Source organism: Flavobacterium sp. Leaf82, from assembly GCF_001422725.1.
Classification (GTDB): Bacteria; Bacteroidota; Bacteroidia; order Flavobacteriales; family Flavobacteriaceae; genus Flavobacterium.
Genome location: NZ_LMMA01000008.1, coordinates 17951 through 38732, shown reverse-complemented (window position 1 = coordinate 38732; position 20782 = coordinate 17951). Strand labels below are relative to the sequence as shown.

The window sequence follows — 20782 nt, the reverse complement described above, 5'->3', positions numbered from 1 at the left end:
AAGCCCGTAATTATTAAATAGATAGTAATATTATTTTTGTCTCAATCAGTAATTTAAAAGTGGTGTAGCTATCTTAAAAAACTTCCTTTCTTGGGAAGTTAAGAAAGAAAGGAATGCAATAAACTGTTGCTTTTTTTAAACTGAATACAAATTTAATTTTATCTGTACCCGATGTTTAAAATTTCGATTAAAAATATTTTTTATCTTGTTCTGTATGCAATTCCAAATACTCTGCTAAGTTTTGTAATTGTATATATAATCAATAAATCCCTCTCTCAGGGAAAAGATTTCATAACAGACTACACTGGATTAGTATTTGTAGCTCTTATCATTTACACCTATTTATTGAATATAATTTTTCAAAAAAGGCTTAATAAGTTTTCATTTTATATTTTATATGAAAATGAAAAAAGGATATTCGATAAAGTACTAAAAGCGCCTCTTCTTACTTTTGAAAAACTAGGCATGCAGCGATTTTATACTGCTATAGAAGATTTAAGGGTTTTTTCAAATTTTCCGGAAGTCCTTACACACTCTATTAATTCTATCTTGACATTACTGCTTTGTATGGCTTATTTGTTTACGCTGTCTGTAACATCAGCTTTAGTTGTCGTTGCCTTAATAATTTTAATAGCAGTTATTTATTTTTTTGTAATGAATACGATGTCAGAAAAAGTAGCTATACTTAGAAAACATAATGAAGATTATTTCAAATATGTAAATGATGTTGTTAAAGGGTTTAAAGGATTTAAGCTTAGCGGAGAAAGAAGATTTAATTTAATGGATAAGCATTTATCTCCCAATAGAGAAAGTGCAAAACAATTAGACTTTAAAATAAATTTTGTGTTTTTATCGATCAATCTGATAAGCCAATACGGTTTATACCTTGTTATTGGCTCTATTCTTTTTTTATTACCAATATTAGGAATTCTGAACCGTGAAAGTATTACTTCTTATGTAGTGATTTTGTTATTCATTTCAGGACCAATTAACAATCTTATAAATTTACAAAATATCTATACCAGATTAATGGTTGCAAATAGAAGAATTAAGAAATTTTTGAGCGATTTTGATTCCATAGTAGTAACCGATAAAGAAATTAATGTAGAGGGTAACGAATTTCAGTCTTTAAGTTTTAATGATATTCATTTTGATTACGGAAATAATGAAGGGAGTAAGAATTTTGGAATTGGCCCAATAAACCTGTCTATTACACGAGGTGAAACAATATTTATTATAGGCGGAAACGGAAGTGGAAAAAGTACTTTTATTAATATTTTAACGGGTTTATATACTTCATCTTCTGGAAAAATATCATTAAATGATAAAAACAACGTCACACAAAGCGATGTTTTAAAAAATTTAATCGCTGCAGTATTCACAGATAATCACATTTTTTCTCATAATTACGATAATTATGACCTTGAAGGAAACAAAACATATAAGGAATTATTAGAGACGATGGAACTGGACAATGTCGTCATCGATGATAAAGAAGAATCTGCCAGAAGAGCTTTTTCAAAGGGACAAGGAAAAAGAATGTCATTAATTTTATCACTCTTAGAAAATAAACCAATCTTAGTTTTAGACGAATGGGCTGCCGATCAGGATCCTCATTTCCGTAAATATTTCTATGAAAATTTACTGCCAAGACTAAAAGAAGAAGGTAAGACAATTATAGCGGTTACGCATGATGATGCTTATTTTAAATATGCCGACAGAATCATCAAATTTGATTACGGTCAGATTATTATGGACAAAAAGGTAACTGATACTTTGGTTCCCGATAAATTGTGGAACTAATATAAAAGAAAAAGTTTTTATGAAACTTACATTACCTCAACAAGATATTTATTTTGATCAAATTCTACATCCCAATGAGCCAATTTATAATATTGGTGCAAAAATTGAGATTAGAGGTTTTATAAATAATGAAATATTTAGTAATGCATTTACGGCATTAATTGATCAGCATGATGCTTACAGAACTGTTCTCGTAAAAAATGATGAGGACGTGTCAGTAAAAATTACCGAAGGACAGATTTCTAAATTGGGATTTATTGATTTTTCGCATTCTGAAAAACCTCTTGAAGAAGCTGCCTTTTACATGCAAAAGCAGTTTAAGACTTCTTTTGATTTATTTAATGAAAGTCCCTTATATAATTTTACATTAGTAAAAGTACAGGAAGATTTTCATTATTTGTTCTCTGTCTATCACCATATTATAACAGATGGCTGGGGAACTTCACTGATGTTTCAAAGGCTGGTTCAAAATTATAATGAGATTGCTGAGTCCGGAAATGTTCAAACTCTGTATCCTTTTACCTATAGTGATTTTGTAGAAGATGATTGTAACTATCAGAATTCATCATCTTTTACAGAAGATTTAAATTATTGGAAACAAAAATTTAAAACCTTACCGGAAAATCTACTCGATAAATTAGATGATAGCCTTCAGATAAACAAAAGCAGTCGAAAAAAAATAATTATTAAAAGAGAGGTCTATAACAAAATCAACGATTTAGCATTAAATTATAAGTGTTCATCATTTCATTTAATATTAGGTGTTTTGTACACTTATTTTGCAAGAAATTATGAAAAAAATGATATGACTATTGGTTTACCGGTATTAAATAGAGGTAAATCTTCCTATAAAAAGACGGTTGGTCTTTTTATGGGGGTTTCTCCATTAAGAATAGCTATAGATTTTGAAACCACTTTTCATGATTTAATTGTTGAAATAAAAAATGAGCTAAAAAAAGATTATCGCCATCAAAGACTGCCTTTAGGAAAACTAATTCAGGAAATTCAGTCTTATGGAGAAAAAGAAAGAATTTTTAATCTGACACTTTCTTACGAAAAGCAAAATTATGCAAGCCATTTCATTAATACAATTACCAATGTAATTCCGTTAAGTCATGAATCAGAACGTGTTGCATTAGCAGTCTATATAAGGGAATTTGATGATTTGGAAGATGTTATAATCGACTTTGATTACAATCTTAATTATTTTGATGAAGTAAAGATTGATCAGTTTGCAAATCATTTTGAATGTTTGTTGGATGATGTATTAATACACTCAGATAAAAAAATAAAAGATTTAAACTATCTCAAGGAAGAAGAGCGAAAAAAGCTAGTTTTAGATTTTAATCAGACAAAAGTCGAATATTCAAAAAACAGTACTTTTTTGGATCTTTTTAAGGAACACGCCGGGACATTTCCTGAAAAAAGGGCTTTATTTGATGATGTCAATTCTTATTCGTATTTACAACTGGATACATTGTCAAACCAGATTGCAGAAATTCTTATTAATGATTATGGAACAAAAGATAAATCTGCGGTAGCAGTTCTTTTAGATCGCTCTGCACTTATGGTCGCGGTTTTAATTGGGGTAATGAAAGCCGGTAGATCTTATATACCATTAGATCCTTTTTTTCCGAAGGAGCGCTTAAATTATATCGTTGCTAATAGTAAGGCGAACATTATAATTAAGAAAAAGGATTATGAAATTGAAGGAAAATATGTAATAGATCTGAATACAATTCTGGATAAAATCAAAAATACGGATTCAAATAAACTTCAGACAGTTTCTTCACAAGATACAGCCTATATTATTTATACATCCGGATCAACAGGAAATCCCAAAGGAGTTGAAATTAGTCACCAGTCGCTGCTTAATTTTTTAATCAGTATACGAAATAAGCCAGGAATAAATTCGCAGGATTTGTTATTTTCAGTGACCACTTATTCTTTCGATATCTCTATTTTAGAATTTTTTGTTCCGTTAATTTCCGGAGCCGCTGTATATGTAGCGAACCAAAAAACGCTATCTGATCCTGAATTTATAATTGAAAAATTGGCAGCTCTAAAACCAACCGTAATTCAAGCAACACCAAGTTTTTATCAAATGTTGTTTAATGCAGGCTGGAGTGGAGATAAAAAATTAAAAGTTTTGTGTGGCGGTGATCTTTTAAGTGAAGCATTAGCTGAAAAGTTATTGAATCATTCTTTAGAATCATGGAATATGTACGGACCAACAGAAACAACGATATGGTCAAGTGCGAAAAAAATAACATATGCTAAAGAATCCGGTAATATTGGCAAACCAATACATAATACACAATTTTATATTGTCGATAAATTCTTAAATCCTAAGCCGATAGGTTCTATTGGCGCTATTTACATTGGTGGCGATGGTTTAGCAAAAGGATATTATCAAAACAGTAAACTGACTGCAGAAAAGTTTGTTCATAATCCGTTTAACAATCAATTGTTTTATGAAACAGGAGATGTTGGAAAATGGAATGAACTCGGTGAAATTGAGTTTTTAGGAAGAAATGATAACCAGGTTAAAATAAGAGGATACAGAATTGAACTGGGCGATATAGAGTTTCAGTTAAACCAAATAGAAGAGATTGTTGATGCTGTAGTAGTTGCTAAAAAACAGGATCAACAGGAAGCTTTTCTAATTGCTTATGTTTTAGAGCATAAAAAGAAAATTAATACCGAAGATGTTATTTCAGAATTAAAAAAGCATCTTCCGTACTATATGATTCCCATGGCAGTGATTCCGGTAGAAGAATTTCCGCTTACGCCAAATCAAAAAATAGACAGAAAATCTTTGACTCAGAGAGACATTGATAAAAATATAAAACAAGATGATTTTAAAGCTCCTGTTTCGCAACTGGAAAAAAAATTAGCTGAGTTTTGGAAAGAAGTTTTAAATATTAATACACTACTCAGTGTAACCAGTAATTTCTTTTCTTTAGGAGGACACTCTTTAAATGCGGTGAAATTAACAGGTTTAATTAGTAAAAATCTTTCTCTGACCATTACATTAAAGACAATATTTGATTATCCAACAATTGAAGTATTAGCCCAATATTTGTCAGCATTAAAGCCGGGTAATTTTATCACAATTCCATCAGCAGAATTAAAAGAATTTTATACGTTAACGCCATCCCAGTATAACATATGGCTGGCGTCGCAGCAAAAAAACTATTCGATTGCATATAATATGTCTGCGGCTTACACTATAGAAGGTTCATTAAATTTAGATAAAATTCGAAAATCAATAAACAATATAATTGAAAAGCATGAAATTTTAAGAACTAATTTTATTGAGATTGCAGGAATTCCTTATCAGAAAATTAATGATTTTGATAAAGAAAAATTCGATATTTCACTTTCTAAAATAAAAAAACAGGAAATAAAGCAGCATATAGATGCATTTGTTAATACTGAATTTGATCTTGAAAAAGATCTGTTGCTCCGTGTTAAACTATTGCAATTTGGTGAAGAAGAATTTATAATACTCTTTTCTGTTCATCATATCATTATGGACGGATTATCATTAGAGATTTTTATAAAAGAATTTATTACGCATTATAATGAAAATATTACAGAGAGAACAGCTGGAGAAGAATTTAATTTTCAGTTTAAGGACTATTCAGAATGGCTTAATAAGGAAATAGAAACTAAAGCATCAGAAAATAAATTATTCTGGAACAATTATCTTCATAATTATACTATCAAAGATTCTTTTGACAGAGATTTTGAAAAGCAGCAGAATAAGCATGCCCTAAATCAGTATTCATTTGAATTAACACCAGATTTAACTTTAGTCTTAAAAGAACTGGCTCTTGCACAGCAAGTAACCTTATATACATTTTTAGTAACTGTTTTGAATGTTTTGATTTATAAATATTCAAGACACACGGATATTTGTATCGGAACAGTAAGTTCTGGAAGGAATGTTCCGTCGCTGAATGATCCTATTGGAATGTTTGCACAAACAGCTATTTTAAGAACACAAATTTTTACGGGTCAGACTTTTAGTGATCTTTTAAAAGATACGCAAAAAGATTTATTAAAAATTGATCATTATGGATTAGGCGCAGCTGATCAAATAAAACGATCCGTTTTTGACTTAATGCTAGTGTATCAAAATCCGGAATTTTCTTTTGAAAGCATTAATGAATTTGCAGATTTCAAGCTTACTTCTTATGCCATTGAGCAAAAATTTAGCAGGATGCCAATTGTAATAAACTGTTTTGAAAACGATAACAAACTAAAAGGAATTATAGATTATAACAGTGATCTGTTTGAACTGGGTACTATCGACATTATTGCTTCAAAATTTTGCAGCCTTTTAGAAGAAATTAGCATTGATCCGTTTAGAAAACTAGATTTAATCACATTAAAATCAGAATTAGAAAACACTATTTCTTTTGATTTTGATTTCTAAAATCCCTAATAGTTTGATTCATATATATTATTGCTATCTGTCTGAGGAAAATCATGAAGATTTATTGCGGATTTATCTGCCTCGTTTTGATTATGATTATCAGGATAAAATCAGAAGATATAGAAGATGGCAGGATGCGCAGCTATCAATTCTTGGAAGGATATTATTATTCTATGGAATTAAAGAAGTTTTTAAAATAAATGGTTACGATAAAACGATAAAACACACTGCTTTTAGTAAACCTTATTTTGAAGATAATACAGTTCATTTTAATATTTCTCATTCCGGAGAAATAGTGATTTGCGCCATAAGCGATGCTTCAGAAATAGGAATTGATATAGAGATACTTTCGTCGATAACATTCGATGATTTTAAAATTCAGATGAGTGAAAATGAATGGCAAAAAGTACAGTTAGCAGACGATAAAAAGGCTTCTTTTTTTAAATACTGGACTCAGAAAGAAGCTGTTATAAAAGCGCATGGTCATGGATTGTCTATTCCTCTAAAATCATTTGAAATAATAAATAACAATACTAAAATAAGTAACGAAAATTATTATTTGGAAGAAATAAAAGTAGATAAAAAATATAAATGTTATATCGCTCTCAGGCAAAACACAAATGAAATTCGTTTAACAAAAAAAATGATAAAAACGCATAATTTAATCAAAGAATAAAAATGAAAAATTTACTTGGACTGTTATTATTACTATGCTTACTGCCAAACTGTTTGTTTTCTCAAAATAGCTTTTCTAAGTTAGAAAAAACAACTACTTTCTTTTCCGGTAATGAAGATCTAAAAAAAGAAAATATAGAATATTTCTATTTACAGGTTCCTGAAAATTGGGAAAAGCCCGAAGGCAAAAAAATTAAAATTGCTGTTGCGGTTTTAAAAAGCCTTTCAAAAGATAATAGTAATCCAAATCCGGTTCTCTATATCGAAGGTGGGCCAGGAGCAGGAGGTACAGAAAGCATAGGGAACTGGGTAAAACATGCAGTAAGGGAAAATAGCGATATTGTGTTTGTAGATGTAAGAGGAACAGGGAATTGTTTGCCAAAATTTTGTCCTGAATTAGGAGAGAAATTTTTAGAAATATTAGCAAAAAATCAAAGCAGTACATTAGATGAACAGCAAAAAACAATTGCCGCAATGTCTTGCAGGCAAAATCTGTTAAATCAAAATATTGATCTGACTTCTTATAACAGCGCTTCAATAGCAAAGGATTTAAATGCTTTAAAAATAGCACTAAAATATACAAACTGGAATGTTTATGGACTTTCTTATGGAACTTATTCAGCGCAGGTTTATGCAAGTTTGTTCCCTCTGGATATTAAAACATTAATTTTAGATTCTTCAATTTCAGATATTAAGGAGTATTACAATCATAATACTTCAAATTATATGAGCAGTCTGAAAAAAGTATTTGATCAATGTAAAAATGATCCTGACTGCAACCAGAAATATCCAAATTTAGAAGGCACTTATTTTAAGATAATAGAAGATCTAACTAAAAAGCCATTTACAGTTAATGTTAAGAAGAAAATAATTTCGACAGGTAAATTTACATATAATGCCGAAGATTTTAAAATTGCAATCCAGCAATCCTTATATCGAAAAAAATTAATTGAGGTCCTACCTTTATTAATAACGGAGTTTGATAAAAGAAACAGTAATACCTTAAGTGCACTTGTAGCTTCTTTTGCAGGATCTTTGGGACTTGATTATGGGGTCTATTATTGTATGAGCTGTAATGAAGCAATTCCAAATAATTCAATTTCAGAATTTAATAATGATGCTTTAAAATTTCCGAAACTAAAAGGAGGGCTATCTTTTTATAAATCAGATTTTTTTGTTTGTGATAAATGGAATTCGGGACTTAAAACATCACAGACTGTAAACGATTTATCAGGATTGTCAGATTTACAGGCACAAGTTTTAGTGTTTTCTGGTGAATTTGACCCTATTACGCCCAATTCTAATGGTAAAAGCACTGTCGAAAAATTTAAAAATGGATTTCTGGTAAATGCCCCTGTTTTTGGTCATTGTCCAAGTCTTTCTAAAATTGGTTCTAAAATTTTAACTGATTTTATAAAGAATCCCAAAAAGCAGCTCGATGTAAAAGACTTTGAGTCTAATGCTAAAGTGCGTTTTATAACAAATGTTATAGTTAGTGGAGGGGTTTCAAATTTTGCCAACAGCTTAAATGAATTTGACTTATTATTTTTTCTTCCTTTATTTCTGGCTGCTGCGATACTTTTAATCTCATTTTTATTCTTTATTTATAAGATATTTAAAAATGAAAAAATTAGCGTATACGATAAAGTTCTAAGATATCTGATTATAATCAATTCATTATTAGGGCTTTTATTGATTTTTGGGTTTGTTTATGCAATTAACTCAACTGTTCAGGATAATTTTTACATACTAGCCTTTGGATTGCCGGCCAGTTTTGATTTCTTGTTTATGGCACAATGGGTATTTATAGCGCTAACGATTATCTCCCTGGTTTTTTTCGCATTTACCATTAAATCACTTTCTAATGCAAGTATTATGGGAACAATTTTGTTTTCGTTGTTTGTTATTTGTGTTTATTTTTATTATTGGGGATTTTTTGCATAAAGAAATTTTATCATATTCAACTGTAACTTCTGCACTGCCAGAAGTTATAGTTTTTCTAAATAGGTTATTTTGAAAAGATGTCTGGCAAAAAATAATGTATTCTATCCAAAAAAATAGTCGTCTTTCTTCCTTTGAAATCTTTTCCGTAACCATTTTTAATACATCAAGATTACTGTATCGCTATAGTTTATCAGGTATTAATTGAAATATAATCTCTGTTTTAATCTCAATACGTCTTTAATCCCAATTCTGGATTATGTTAACAGAGTTATAAGAAGCCGTAAATTTTACGTAAAAAGTCCGTAATTATTTATTGAAGTCTATACTATTTTTGTGAAAGATCTTAATAAAGTTAGCACATTATTAATATATTTTTTATGAATAATGGGTTATTGATTAAATAAGTATGTATTTATCATTTTGCTGTGAAATATTATAGATGAGATTTTGAGCTTAATAATAATGAAGTTGATTGAAAAATTATCCCCCTAATAATTATCAATTCAATTTTTTTGGTTTCCTTAAAAAGTCCGGAAAAAAAGTGTGCAGAACCACAAACTATTTTATTCTATGAATCAATTTTTAGAAAAATTAAACCAACTCAATATAAAGTTAATTCTTAATAACGATAATTTGGATATAAAGGCTCCTAAGGGAGCTGTTACAACAGTTATTTTAGAAGAAATTAAAAACAATAAAATTGAACTTGTTTCTTATTTAAAAAGCCTTACTCCGGTACAATCAATTGTAAAAACGGCAGTATGTGACCATTACCCACTTTCTTCTGCTCAAAAAAGATTGTGGCTAATTGATCAGATGAATCCAGAAAATACAGCTTATAATATTCCTGTTTTATTCGAAATTCAAGGAAATATTACAGTGCAAAAGATGCAAAAAACTTTTGAATCTTTATTGAAACGTCATGAATCTTTGAGAACAATTTTTCGCGTTGATAACGACGGAAATCCTGTCCAAATTATTATAGATATTGAGGATATCCCATTGTTTAAAATAGATTATAAAGAAATTTTTCAAGAAAAATTATATCAAAAAGAAATTGAGTCGTTTGTAACTAAATCATTTGACCTTTCTAAGGATTTCCTTCTAAGAGTTACCCTTATTAAAATAGCCGAAGATAAACATTTGCTATTAATAGCTATGCATCATATTATTAGTGATGGATGGTCTATTGAAATTCTGGCACAAGATTTTTTTAAAATTTACAGTAATCCTGATAATGATGCAAATCATTTAGAAAAGCTGTCAATTCAATACAAAGATTACGCAGTCTGGCAACAGGGAACAGGAACAAGTGAAGAAATTATAAAAGCTAAAGAATATTGGCTTTCTGTTTTCTCGGATGAAATCCCGGTTCTTGAACTTCCTTCTTATAAAAAAAGACCCAAATACAGAACTGGAAACGGAAAGACATTAAGTTTTGAATTTGACAGGCAAAAATTATCAAAGATTTCAGATTTATGCTCCCAAAACAAAGCAACGTTGTTTATGGGTATAAAATCTTTGGTAGATATTTTATTATTCAAATATTCCCGGCAAAATGATTTTACTATTGGAACTCCGATTGCGAACAGAGAGTATTTCGAATTAGAAAATCAAATAGGATTTTATGCTAATACGCTGGCTCTTCGAACAAGGATCGAGTCGGACAAAACGTTTCTGGAGGTACTAAATTACAATCGCAGTCAACTGTTAGAAGCTTATAAAAATCAATCTTACCCATTTGATGAATTGGTTTTTAATTTAAATCTTCAATCAGATTTAAGCCGTAATCCATTATTTGATATTATGATTTCTTTACAGGGAAAATCAGATAGCGGTATTTCAAATCTGGATAATCTGATTTTCAAAAAAGTAGACTTTAAAGATCAGACCAGTAAGTTCGATTTATTATTTAATTTTTATGTAGAAGAAGGAAAGCTGTTATTAGATCTTACTTATAATAGTGATATTTATGATGACTTTTTTGCCAATAAGGCAGCGAAACATCTAAACGCTATTTTAGAGCAGGTAGTATTGTTTCCTGATACTACAGTAAATAAAATTGATATTTTAACTCAGACCGAGCGTGACGAGCTGTTGTATGAGTTCAATAATAATAAAGCAGAATATCCGACAGATAAAACCATAATTGATCTTTTTGAAGAACAGGTAAAAAAATCGCCTGAGAGCATTGCCATTGTTTTTGAAGATATATCTCTTAGTTATAAAGAACTAAATGAACAGGCAAATCAATTAGGTTATTTTCTTCGTCTTAACCATAATATTGAGCCGGAAGATCTCATACTTATAAAACTTGGCAGAAGTGAGAAATTAGTATTGACCATCTTGGGTATATTAAAATCCGGAGCAGCATATGTACCTGTCGATCCTGCGTTTCCAGAAGAAAGGATAGCTTACATGACAAACGACACAAAGGCTAAATTAACGATAGACGATGCCTTTTTAGCGATGTTTGAAACCGTAAAAAAAGATTATTCGACAGAAAATATCATATCAATAACTAAGGCTGAAAATTTGGCTTATGTAATGTATACTTCCGGAACTACCGGGCAGCCAAAAGGGGTAATGATTGAAAATAAAAGTTTCATAAACCTTCTTTGTACTTACAATCCACGCTTCGAAGTGCATAACACAGCTTTGACATGTAATTATAATTTTGATGTTTCTGTGTTGGAAATATTTAACGCAATCCTGTCAGGATCAAAATTATTTATACCTACTTACGAGACCATTTTGTCTCCGTTGGATTATGCCAGATACATTATAAAAAATAAAATTACAAGTTGCTATATTCATCCAATGCATTTAGAAATCATTGGTACTGAATTGAACAATAGCGGTTATGACCAAATTAAAAAATTGCTGATAGGTGTGGAGCCTATTCCGTACAGACTTATTGAATTTTTCTTGAAAACTGCCGAAGTTATAAATGGTTATGGTCCGACTGAAAATACAATATGGTCTACTTTTTTTAAGATAGACGAAAAACCAAATACTCCATTTCTTCCAATTGGTCAGGCAGTTGCCAACACACAAGGTTATGTATTGGATGAAAATTTATCACTGGTACCTATTGGTGTAAGCGGAAAGCTTTTCTTATCCGGTTCCGGGCTTTCCAGAGGGTATTTGAATAAACCAGAATTATCAGAGCAGAAATTTATAAATAATCCATTTGCAGAAAACACGAAGATGTATGACAGCGGTGATATTGTGAGATGGCTGCCGGATGGAAATATAGAGTTTATAGGAAGAGAAGATTTTCAGGTAAAAATACGAGGATATCGAATAGAATTAGGAGAAATAGAAACCCATTCATTAGGATACAGTATTGATATAGTACAAGTAGTAGCAGATGCTAAAAAAATAAATGATGATAAGGTTTTGGTATTGTATTATACCACTAACAAAAAAGATGCTATAAATAAGACGGAGTTGAGAGATTATTTAGCAACGAAACTTCCGGAATACATGGTTCCCGGTTTTTTTGTAGAATTAGATGCTATTCCCTTAACAGCCAATGGAAAAATATTCCGCAGAGGATTGCCGGAAGTAAAAGAGCAAGATGTTATAAAAAAAGAATACAGCGCGCCAAGAAACAAAACAGAGCAGCAGCTGGCGAATATTTGGGAAGAGGTATTAAGCGTTGACCAAATTGGACTTAATGATAATTTTTTTGAATTAGGTGGTAACAGCTTAAAATTGATCAGTTTGTCTAATAAATACAGACAAGTTTTTAATGCAGACATCGCAATAAGCAAACTATATAAAAATGCAGATATAACCAAACATATCAAACTGATACAAGACGGAAGCGAAAATAATTTTGAAATTAAAAAAGTTTCCAACCAGCCTTATTATCCTGTAACTCCAACACAAAAAAGCATGTGGGAGATTGATAAGTATGTAAATTCTAAAGTTTTTCAGCTTTCTTTTTTTGAAGAAATAAATATAGATGTAGTACTCTTTAAAAAAGCTTACGAGCTTATTGTGGATCAGTATGAAGTATTTAGAACAACTTTTAAGGAAGATGAAGAGGGTAGAGTACAGCAGTGGCTTAATAATAAAACAAATTCAATTTCAAAAATAATAGAAATTGATTATAGCCAGAAAAATGATCCTTACCAGTTCATAACACAATATCTGGATGATGATAAAAATACACGTTTTGATTTAGCTGCGGGACCGCTATTTAAATGTATATTGTTTAAAATCAGCGAGAACAAGTTCTTCCTGTATTTTAGTATTCATCATATAATTTGTGACGGACTTTCATTAGGTATCCTAAAGAAAAAGCTTTTTCATTATTATACATTATTAAGTAAAGGACAGGAAATAGTTGCCAACGATCTTGCCTGGCAGTTTAAAGATTATGTAACAATCATGTATCAAAATAAGATGCATGAAAAACACCAAGATTACTGGAAAGAAAAATTTAGATCCGGGGATGTTATACCAAAATTAGAACTAACATTTGCAGGAAAAAGACCCGTAATTAAAACCTATAATGGAGCTGCTATTTGTAATAAAATTGAAAAATCAGTTTTAAAAAAACTTCAAAATCTTACAGAAAAAACAAACAGCACTTTATATTCTAATTTGCTTACTATTATTTCTTTGGCTCTGTACAAGAACTCATTACAGAAAGAAATTATTATTGGTTGTCCGATTTCCGGAAGAGAATCTTCAGATCTGGAAAATCAAATTGGGTGTTTCGTAAATACAGTTCCTTTAAAGATCAATATCGAGGATGATTTTAAGTATTCGGATTTACTCAATAAGGTAAGGAATGACATTTTTGAAAGTTTTGAAAACTCATTTTTTTCTTTAGAAAGCTTAAAAAAAGACATAGGTTATGTTACAAGCCCTTCCCGAAGCTCATTTTTTGATGTATCTGTCATTTTATTAGAAGATTTGGACACAGAGTATACGTTTACTCCAAACCAATTATTTTCAGATCCATTTGTACAGAACGAACAAAACAAATACGACTTGTCATTTAACTTTTTAGTCAGAGGCGATGAATTGTTATGCAATCTGGATTACAACACTGACATTTTTAGCAAGGAATCGATAGAATCATTTTTTAACGAAATTATTTTTTTAATTCAAAACATTCAGATAGCTGATAGTGTAGCAACGTGCATCGATTCTATAACAGATGAAAGTGTGACGAAAGAACACAATAATTTTTTGAAAAGTTTAAATAATATAATTGATACAGACTTTTAATAAAAATGAAGAAAATAGGTATTATATCAGGAATGGGAACTAAGGCTGGACTTGAATTTTTGAATAAATTTATTTCCAGGATAAGTGCAGATAATGATCAGGATTTTCCGGAATTTATTTTTCATAATAACAGCAGTATTCCGGATAGAACAAAATCGATATTAAATATTGGGCCATCACCAATAGATGAACTACGAAGATCCCTGAGTTTAATTTCAGATTACAGAGTAGATTATATCGTATCGACCTGCATAACATCGTATCATTTTTTAAACCAGATTGAGGATAGTTATAGCGGAAACCTGATCAATCCTTTTGAATTGATAATAGAACAATTAAAAAATAATTTTCCCAAAGTTCAAAAAATAGGCTTACTGGCCACTACCGGAACATTAAAATCAAAGATGTTTGAAAGGGTATTTGAAGACCTGCCATTTGAAATAATTACTCTCGACGGTTATTATCAGGAAGAGAAGTTCATGAAATCTGTCTACATGAATGGAGGTTTTAAATCTTCTCATACCACTGCTGAAGCTCATGAATTGTTTTCTGATGCGGTAGATAAATTAATTGATCTTGGTGCAGACTTAATTATTGGGGCCTGTACGGAAACTCAATTTGGAATGGCAAATAAAAAGATAAACATCCCTTATATAGATGTTGTAGATCTTTTGGTAGGTGAAGTTATTGATTTAATTTATAATACAGTTGAAAATGAGCGGTAGAATTTTAACAAATATATTAGAAAACGTTGTAATTAATAACCCTTCTAGAATTGCTATAGAATGTGATGAAAAATCGATTTCTTATCAAGAGCTAAATAATAAGGCTAATTATATTGCTAATTTACTGCTTTCCTTACAATTAGAAAAAGGATCTGTTATTACGGTATTTTTAAATGATAAAATGCAACAGATATTTTCTTTGCTTGGTATTTTTAAGTCAGGGAATATCTATTTGCCATTTGACACTAAATTTGGACAGAATCACTGGGATGTGCTGCTTGATAGAATAAAACCGAAAGTGTTTTTTGTAAGCAGAGAATATATATCTGAATTAAAAAAACACCACTCTTTATTTGAGACAGATTCACCAAAAGTTATAATTCTGGAAATGATTAATTCTCAGTTCTGTTTTTCAGAATTTTTTATGGATAGTGATGATTCAAGAATTTTGAAAGCTGAGGATACATACGATGAAAATGTAAATATAGAGATTGAAAATACTGATTCAAATTATATATTTTTCACATCAGGAACTACAGGCAAACCAAAAGCAGTTTTAGGAAGTCATATTAGTTTAAGTCATTTTATACATTGGGAAATAAAAGAACTCGATATCGTTGATCCTATTCGCGTGTCGCAAATTACCTCTCTTTCTTTTGATGCCTCTCTTAGGGATATTTTTGTAGCATTTATAACCGCAGGCACATTATGTATTCCAGATCAGGCTACAAGAGAAAATCCAAATATATTAGCAGATTGGTTATCTCATAAAAAAATTAACCTGCTGCATTGTGTACCAACAGTATTAAGATTGATTATGAATGCAAAGGAGTATTCAGATACTGAAAGCATCAATTTAATAGACTTAAAGTATATTTTACTTGCTGGAGAAAAACTGTATGCCAAAGACATTGTTACATGGAGAAAATTATTTGGAAACACTACTGTTTTCTATAATTTATACGGTGCTACAGAATCAACACTGGTTAAAACATTTTATAAAATAGAAAGACACGCTGAGCTGCTTAATTATGATGACATTCCGGTTGGACATCCTATATCAAACACATTAATATTAATATTAAATGAAGAAGGATCGTTGTGTAAAATCAATGAAAAAGGAAGAGTTTACATAAAAACGCCATTTCTTTCAAAAGGATATTTTGGTGATTTAGAAAACACCAACAAAAAATTTATTCAAAATCCGTTAAATACAGATAAAGATATAATTTATGATACAGGTGATTTAGGAAGATATGATGATGAAAGAAATTTAATAATTATTGGAAGAGAAGATGGTGAAACAAAGATAAATGGAGTAAGGGTTGATATAAATTCTATAGAAAGCACAATATTTGATTTTGAAGGAGTTGAAATGGTCAAATGCGTTCTCTATGAGCAAAATAATGATAGCAGGTTAATTTGTTTCTTTTCGTCTCAGATACTCTCAGAAGAAGATTTGAAACAACATTGTATTAAATTCCTTAGCGTTTATGAGCAACCTCTTATTATTAAAATAGAAAATTTTCCTACCAATGCCAATGGTAAAATAGATGTGGATCATCTAAAACGTAATATTGAATATTACATTTCAGAAAAAAAGGAAATAATTGCACCTTCTAACATCACAGAAGAAAGATTACTGACTATCTGGACACTTATACTGGAATGGAATAAAATAAGTATCAGAGATAATTTTTTCTCTATGGGTGGCCATAGTATCAAAGCATTTAAACTACTTAATAAAATAAGCAAAGAATTTAATGTCCAATGCAGCTTAAATGATATTTACAGTTATCCTACAATTGAGCAATTTGCAGCATTTTTAGATAATGAAAAGGTACAGTATTTTGAGGGCATCGTAAAAAGAGCGCATCAGGAAAGTTATTTGTGCTCTAATTCTCAAAAAAGAATGTGGTTGGTTTCTCTTAAAGAAGAAAATTCAAGTTTATATAATGTTCCTATTCATTTTAAATTAAAAGGTAAAATTGATATTAATGTACTTCATGAAACTTTTAAAGTTTTGCTTGAAAAACACGACGTATTAAGAACACAATTTAAGTTTGAAAAAGGAGCGCTCTATCAGTATGTAAAACCCATGGATAGTGTGCAAAATGTAATGGATGTTATAGAGGATTGTGCTGATATTGATGCTTATATCCAACGGGAAATTAATATAGGATTTAATTTAGAAACAGAGATTCCTATTCGGATTAAATTGCTGAAAAGCGAAAACAATTCAGATGATATATTAGTAATTATCATTCATCATATTGCTTATGATGGCTGGTCAAAAGGTATTATATTTAAGGATATCGTTTCTATTTATGAGAAATTGATACAAAAAGAAAATTATGATATAGATCCCTTAGAGCTAAGCTATAAAGATTATGTATACTGGCATGAAACAAAGTTAACAGAGCAGGAAGTATTTTGGAAATCATTTTTTGATAATCAATATGCACCTCTGGATTTTCCTCTGGATTTTCCTCGATCTAAAACGACAACCAAAAAAGGAACTTTATTTCAAACAACTATCGAGGCCCATCACCTAAATCAACTCAAATTTGAGGCTACAAAAGTAAACATCAGTTTAACGGATTATTTTATAGGAGCTGTAGGCATATTATTAAATCTATACACAAATCAAAGCAGCGTAACAATTGGGACAATAACATCTGGCCGCAATCATTTAAATCTTGAAAATATAGTTGGTTCTTTTATAAACTACATACCAATTACTATTAATTTAAAAGAAAATGAGTCATTAAAAAACTTTTTTTCAGATTTAAAACTAGGGTTAATTGATTGCTATAATAATCAAAATTACCCTTATGATTTAATGGTCGAAAACTTTATTAAAATTGATGATAATTTAAAGAATCCCATTTTTGATATAATAATTGTATTTCATCAAGATGAGAACAATGATGACCACCTTAAAAATGTGGATGAAATACAAATAGAAGAATACAATGTTTCTTTAACTAATGATTACCAATCAAAACTAGACATTAAGTTCGATATTAATTTTGCAAACGACAAAGCTTTTGTAACTATTGAGTATAATACTGATTTATTTAAGGCTGCTACAATCGAGACTTTATCACAAAATTTAATGTTTTTACTGAATCATGTATCAGATGATTTCGGACTTACAATGGCGGACGCTAAAAATCGATTAACTCGTGAAAGAAAAATAGAGCCAAGAAAATCTATTGATATTTTAACTTCATTGCCAGTTGTTTCGAATGATAAAATAAAGGCAAAAATAATTTCCTCTTTTACAAGCGAACAGATTAAGGATCAGTTTATAAAAACTTTTGAAACTTTTAATATTAAAAGTACAGTTTCTTTTGGGGCTTATAATCAAATAATAAACGAACTATCACAAGAAACATTAAATTCAGATCAGTTAGACTATTTAATTGTTTTTAACAGATATGAAGATTATTGGAATAAAAATGAAAGTTATGACGAAGAAAATATCATTTATATTCAAAATATCTTTTTAACCAAATTAAAAGAACTACCTGAAAACCTTGTTAAGCTTATAGGTATTTTTCCTGCTGATGAAAATAAAAAATCTCATTCAATTATAGAAAAATACAATGAGTCGACAATTAATGAAATAAAAAGAATACCAAATAGTTTTGTACTAGATTTTCGTAATACAAAAAATGTATATCCAAACATCAGTCTTTTTGATGATTATAAAAATGATTTGGCACATATACCCTTTACAGACGAATTTTTTCATATCATATCTCTTCAGGTTGTGCGTACTGCTTTGACACTTAGAAATACAAATCCTTTAAAGGTGATAGCCCTGGATTGTGATAATACGCTATGGAAAGGAATTTGTGGAGAATCTACTCTTAATGAGATTATTATTGAAGGAGGCTACAAACATCTACAGGAGTTTGTGCTGCAAAAATATAAAGAAGGATTTCTTGTTGTACTTATTAGTAAAAATAATGAAGAAGACGTTTTTAATGTTCTTGATAATCACCCGAATATGATTCTAAAAAGGGAACATATTCTGACTTCAAGAATTAATTGGAACAGTAAATCCGAAAATATAATTGAGATAGCAGAAGAATTAAATTTAAATGTCAACAGTTTTATATTTATTGATGATAACCCTTGGGAGTGTCAGCAAATGATGGTTGAAAATCCGGAAGTTTTAACACTTTTATTGCCGGAGAAAGAAGTTTTGTTTGGCCAGTTTTTAGCCAGAGTTATAGCATTTGATAAAATTCAGATATCGGAGGAAGACAGACAAAGAACAATTCTTTATAAAAAAGAACATGAGAGAAAAATATTTTCGGCTAATACAAGTAAAAAAGAATTTATTAAAGGTCTTAATTTAAAGGTAATCTTTAGATTGGCAAAAAAAGAAGAAACAGAGCGAGTATATCAGCTTTTAATCAGAACGAATCAATTTGTTCTAAATAAAGTTGCCAAAAATAATAGTGATGTTTCTAATAAAATTGCCCAAAACTACTGTTATGTTATTCATGTAAGTGACAGATTTGGGGATTATGGTTTAACAGGCATCGTCATTTTTGATGAAACTAATGATAATTTAATCGTTGAAAGTTTCAATTTAAGCTGCAGAATATTAGGGAAAGAAATTGAAAATTGCATACTGGAATGCATCAAAAATGTTGCTAAAAAAAGCACCAAAAGAGGGGTAATCTTAAATTTTGAAAAAACGCTTAAGAATGATTATTTCCAGGAATTTTTGGCAAAAAGAGCAGATGTAACATTTTACGAAAAAGATAATATAAACATTTATGAATTAAGTCTTGAAAAAACAAAACTAAACAACGATATCACAGTGTATCTTGAAGAAGATATTCCTAAAAAAGATATTATCGATTTTTATTTTGATCACACAGGAGTTGCAGTAAAAAATATAGAAGAATCGAAAGTAAATTATGCTTCTATGGGATTTACTTTTAATGAAGTAGTTTTTGATCCTTTACAAAATTGTTATTTAACAATAGGGAAACATGAAAATTATAATGATATCGAACTTGTACAAGGTTATGATACTGACATTATTGAAGGAATTAAAACGGTTAGTGGTTTGCCTTATCATATTTGTTACAGAATAAAAAATATTGATAAAACATTACAATTTTTTACCAACAACAATATTGCTTATGATGTTATCAGATCTTCGCGAGCTGCTATTTTATTTAATAATAAAAAAGTAATATTTCTATATGTTCAAAATATTGGTATAATTGAGTTATTAGAAGATGTTGATTTTGATTTTTCGGCAGTAAAAAATACTTATAGGAGTATAGAAATTTTAACAAATAATCTATCAAAAGCTAAGGAAAATTTTGTGCTGCTGGGATACAAAGATTTGGGAGATTACAAGCTGGTAAATGATACGAATCATAGTATCGATTTAAAAAAAGCATCAAATAATGATTTATCTATAACTCTGGATTTTACTGTAAACGAACATTTTTCAAATGTTGTTAGTGATTCTCAAAAAATAGCAGATCTTGAAGATTTAGAATGGATCGATATTTTAGAATATGATAAGTCCAAAATGCTCCATTCAAACGTGTATAGAGCATTACAAGTTTCCAATCTTTCTTATTTCTGCAAAGAGCATATTATATCGCAGTATGACAATAAAAATATGGAATGGGCAGATATCCTAACTCAAATGTATATCAATATTCTGGGAGATAAATTTATTGATACAGAAAGTGATTTTTCTGAAATGGGAGGTAATTCATTATTGTCAACCCAGATCTTATCTAGACTATACTATAACTATGATATTGAGATCAATATATTGGATTTCTTTAAAAACAGTTCTATAAATAAATTATCTCAATTAATACAAAATGAACAAAAAACAAGTAATAAAAATGAAATTATAATCTGATGGCTGTTCAAGATTTAATTTCCG

At 29.7% G+C, this 20782-nt stretch carries 7 protein-coding genes; all 7 read left to right on the top strand.

Translation table 11 applies throughout. From position 1 onward, the window contains the following. The first annotated feature begins 171 nt into the window (after positions 1-171). The 7 genes from ASF10_RS07630 (at position 172) to ASF10_RS07600 (ending at position 20758) form a co-directional block, all read left to right on the top strand. Positions 172-1803, top strand: a complete 1632-nt coding sequence (locus tag ASF10_RS07630) for a cyclic peptide export ABC transporter (protein WP_056247335.1) — start codon at positions 172-174, stop codon at positions 1801-1803. Between the two features lie 19 nt (positions 1804-1822). Beyond that, on the top strand, positions 1823-6247 hold the full coding sequence (locus ASF10_RS07625) for a non-ribosomal peptide synthetase (protein ID WP_056247333.1): 4425 nt from the start codon (positions 1823-1825) through the stop codon (positions 6245-6247). A 13-nt stretch (positions 6248-6260) separates the two neighbouring features. Further along, positions 6261-6923 (top strand): 4'-phosphopantetheinyl transferase family protein, encoded by a 663-nt coding sequence (locus ASF10_RS07620; protein ID WP_056247416.1) that lies wholly within the window; start codon positions 6261-6263, stop codon positions 6921-6923. Positions 6924-6925: 2 nt separating this feature from the next. After that, on the top strand, positions 6926-8866 hold the full coding sequence (locus ASF10_RS07615; RefSeq protein ID WP_056247331.1) for an alpha/beta fold hydrolase: 1941 nt from the start codon (positions 6926-6928) through the stop codon (positions 8864-8866). A 570-nt stretch (positions 8867-9436) separates the two neighbouring features. Beyond that, the gene (locus ASF10_RS07610) at positions 9437-14116 is read left to right on the top strand and encodes a non-ribosomal peptide synthetase (RefSeq protein ID WP_056247329.1); all 4680 of its coding nucleotides are present in this window, start codon (positions 9437-9439) and stop codon (positions 14114-14116) included. Positions 14117-14121: 5 nt separating this feature from the next. Continuing rightward, complete coding sequence (locus ASF10_RS07605) at positions 14122-14841, top strand: aspartate/glutamate racemase family protein (protein WP_056247328.1); 720 nt, start codon at positions 14122-14124, stop codon at positions 14839-14841. Next, entirely contained in the window at positions 14831-20758 is a 5928-nt protein-coding gene (locus ASF10_RS07600) for an HAD-IIIC family phosphatase (protein ID WP_056247325.1), read from the top strand. The genes ASF10_RS07605 and ASF10_RS07600 overlap by 11 nt, the downstream gene beginning before the upstream one ends. Positions 20759-20782: the final 24 nt, after the last annotated feature.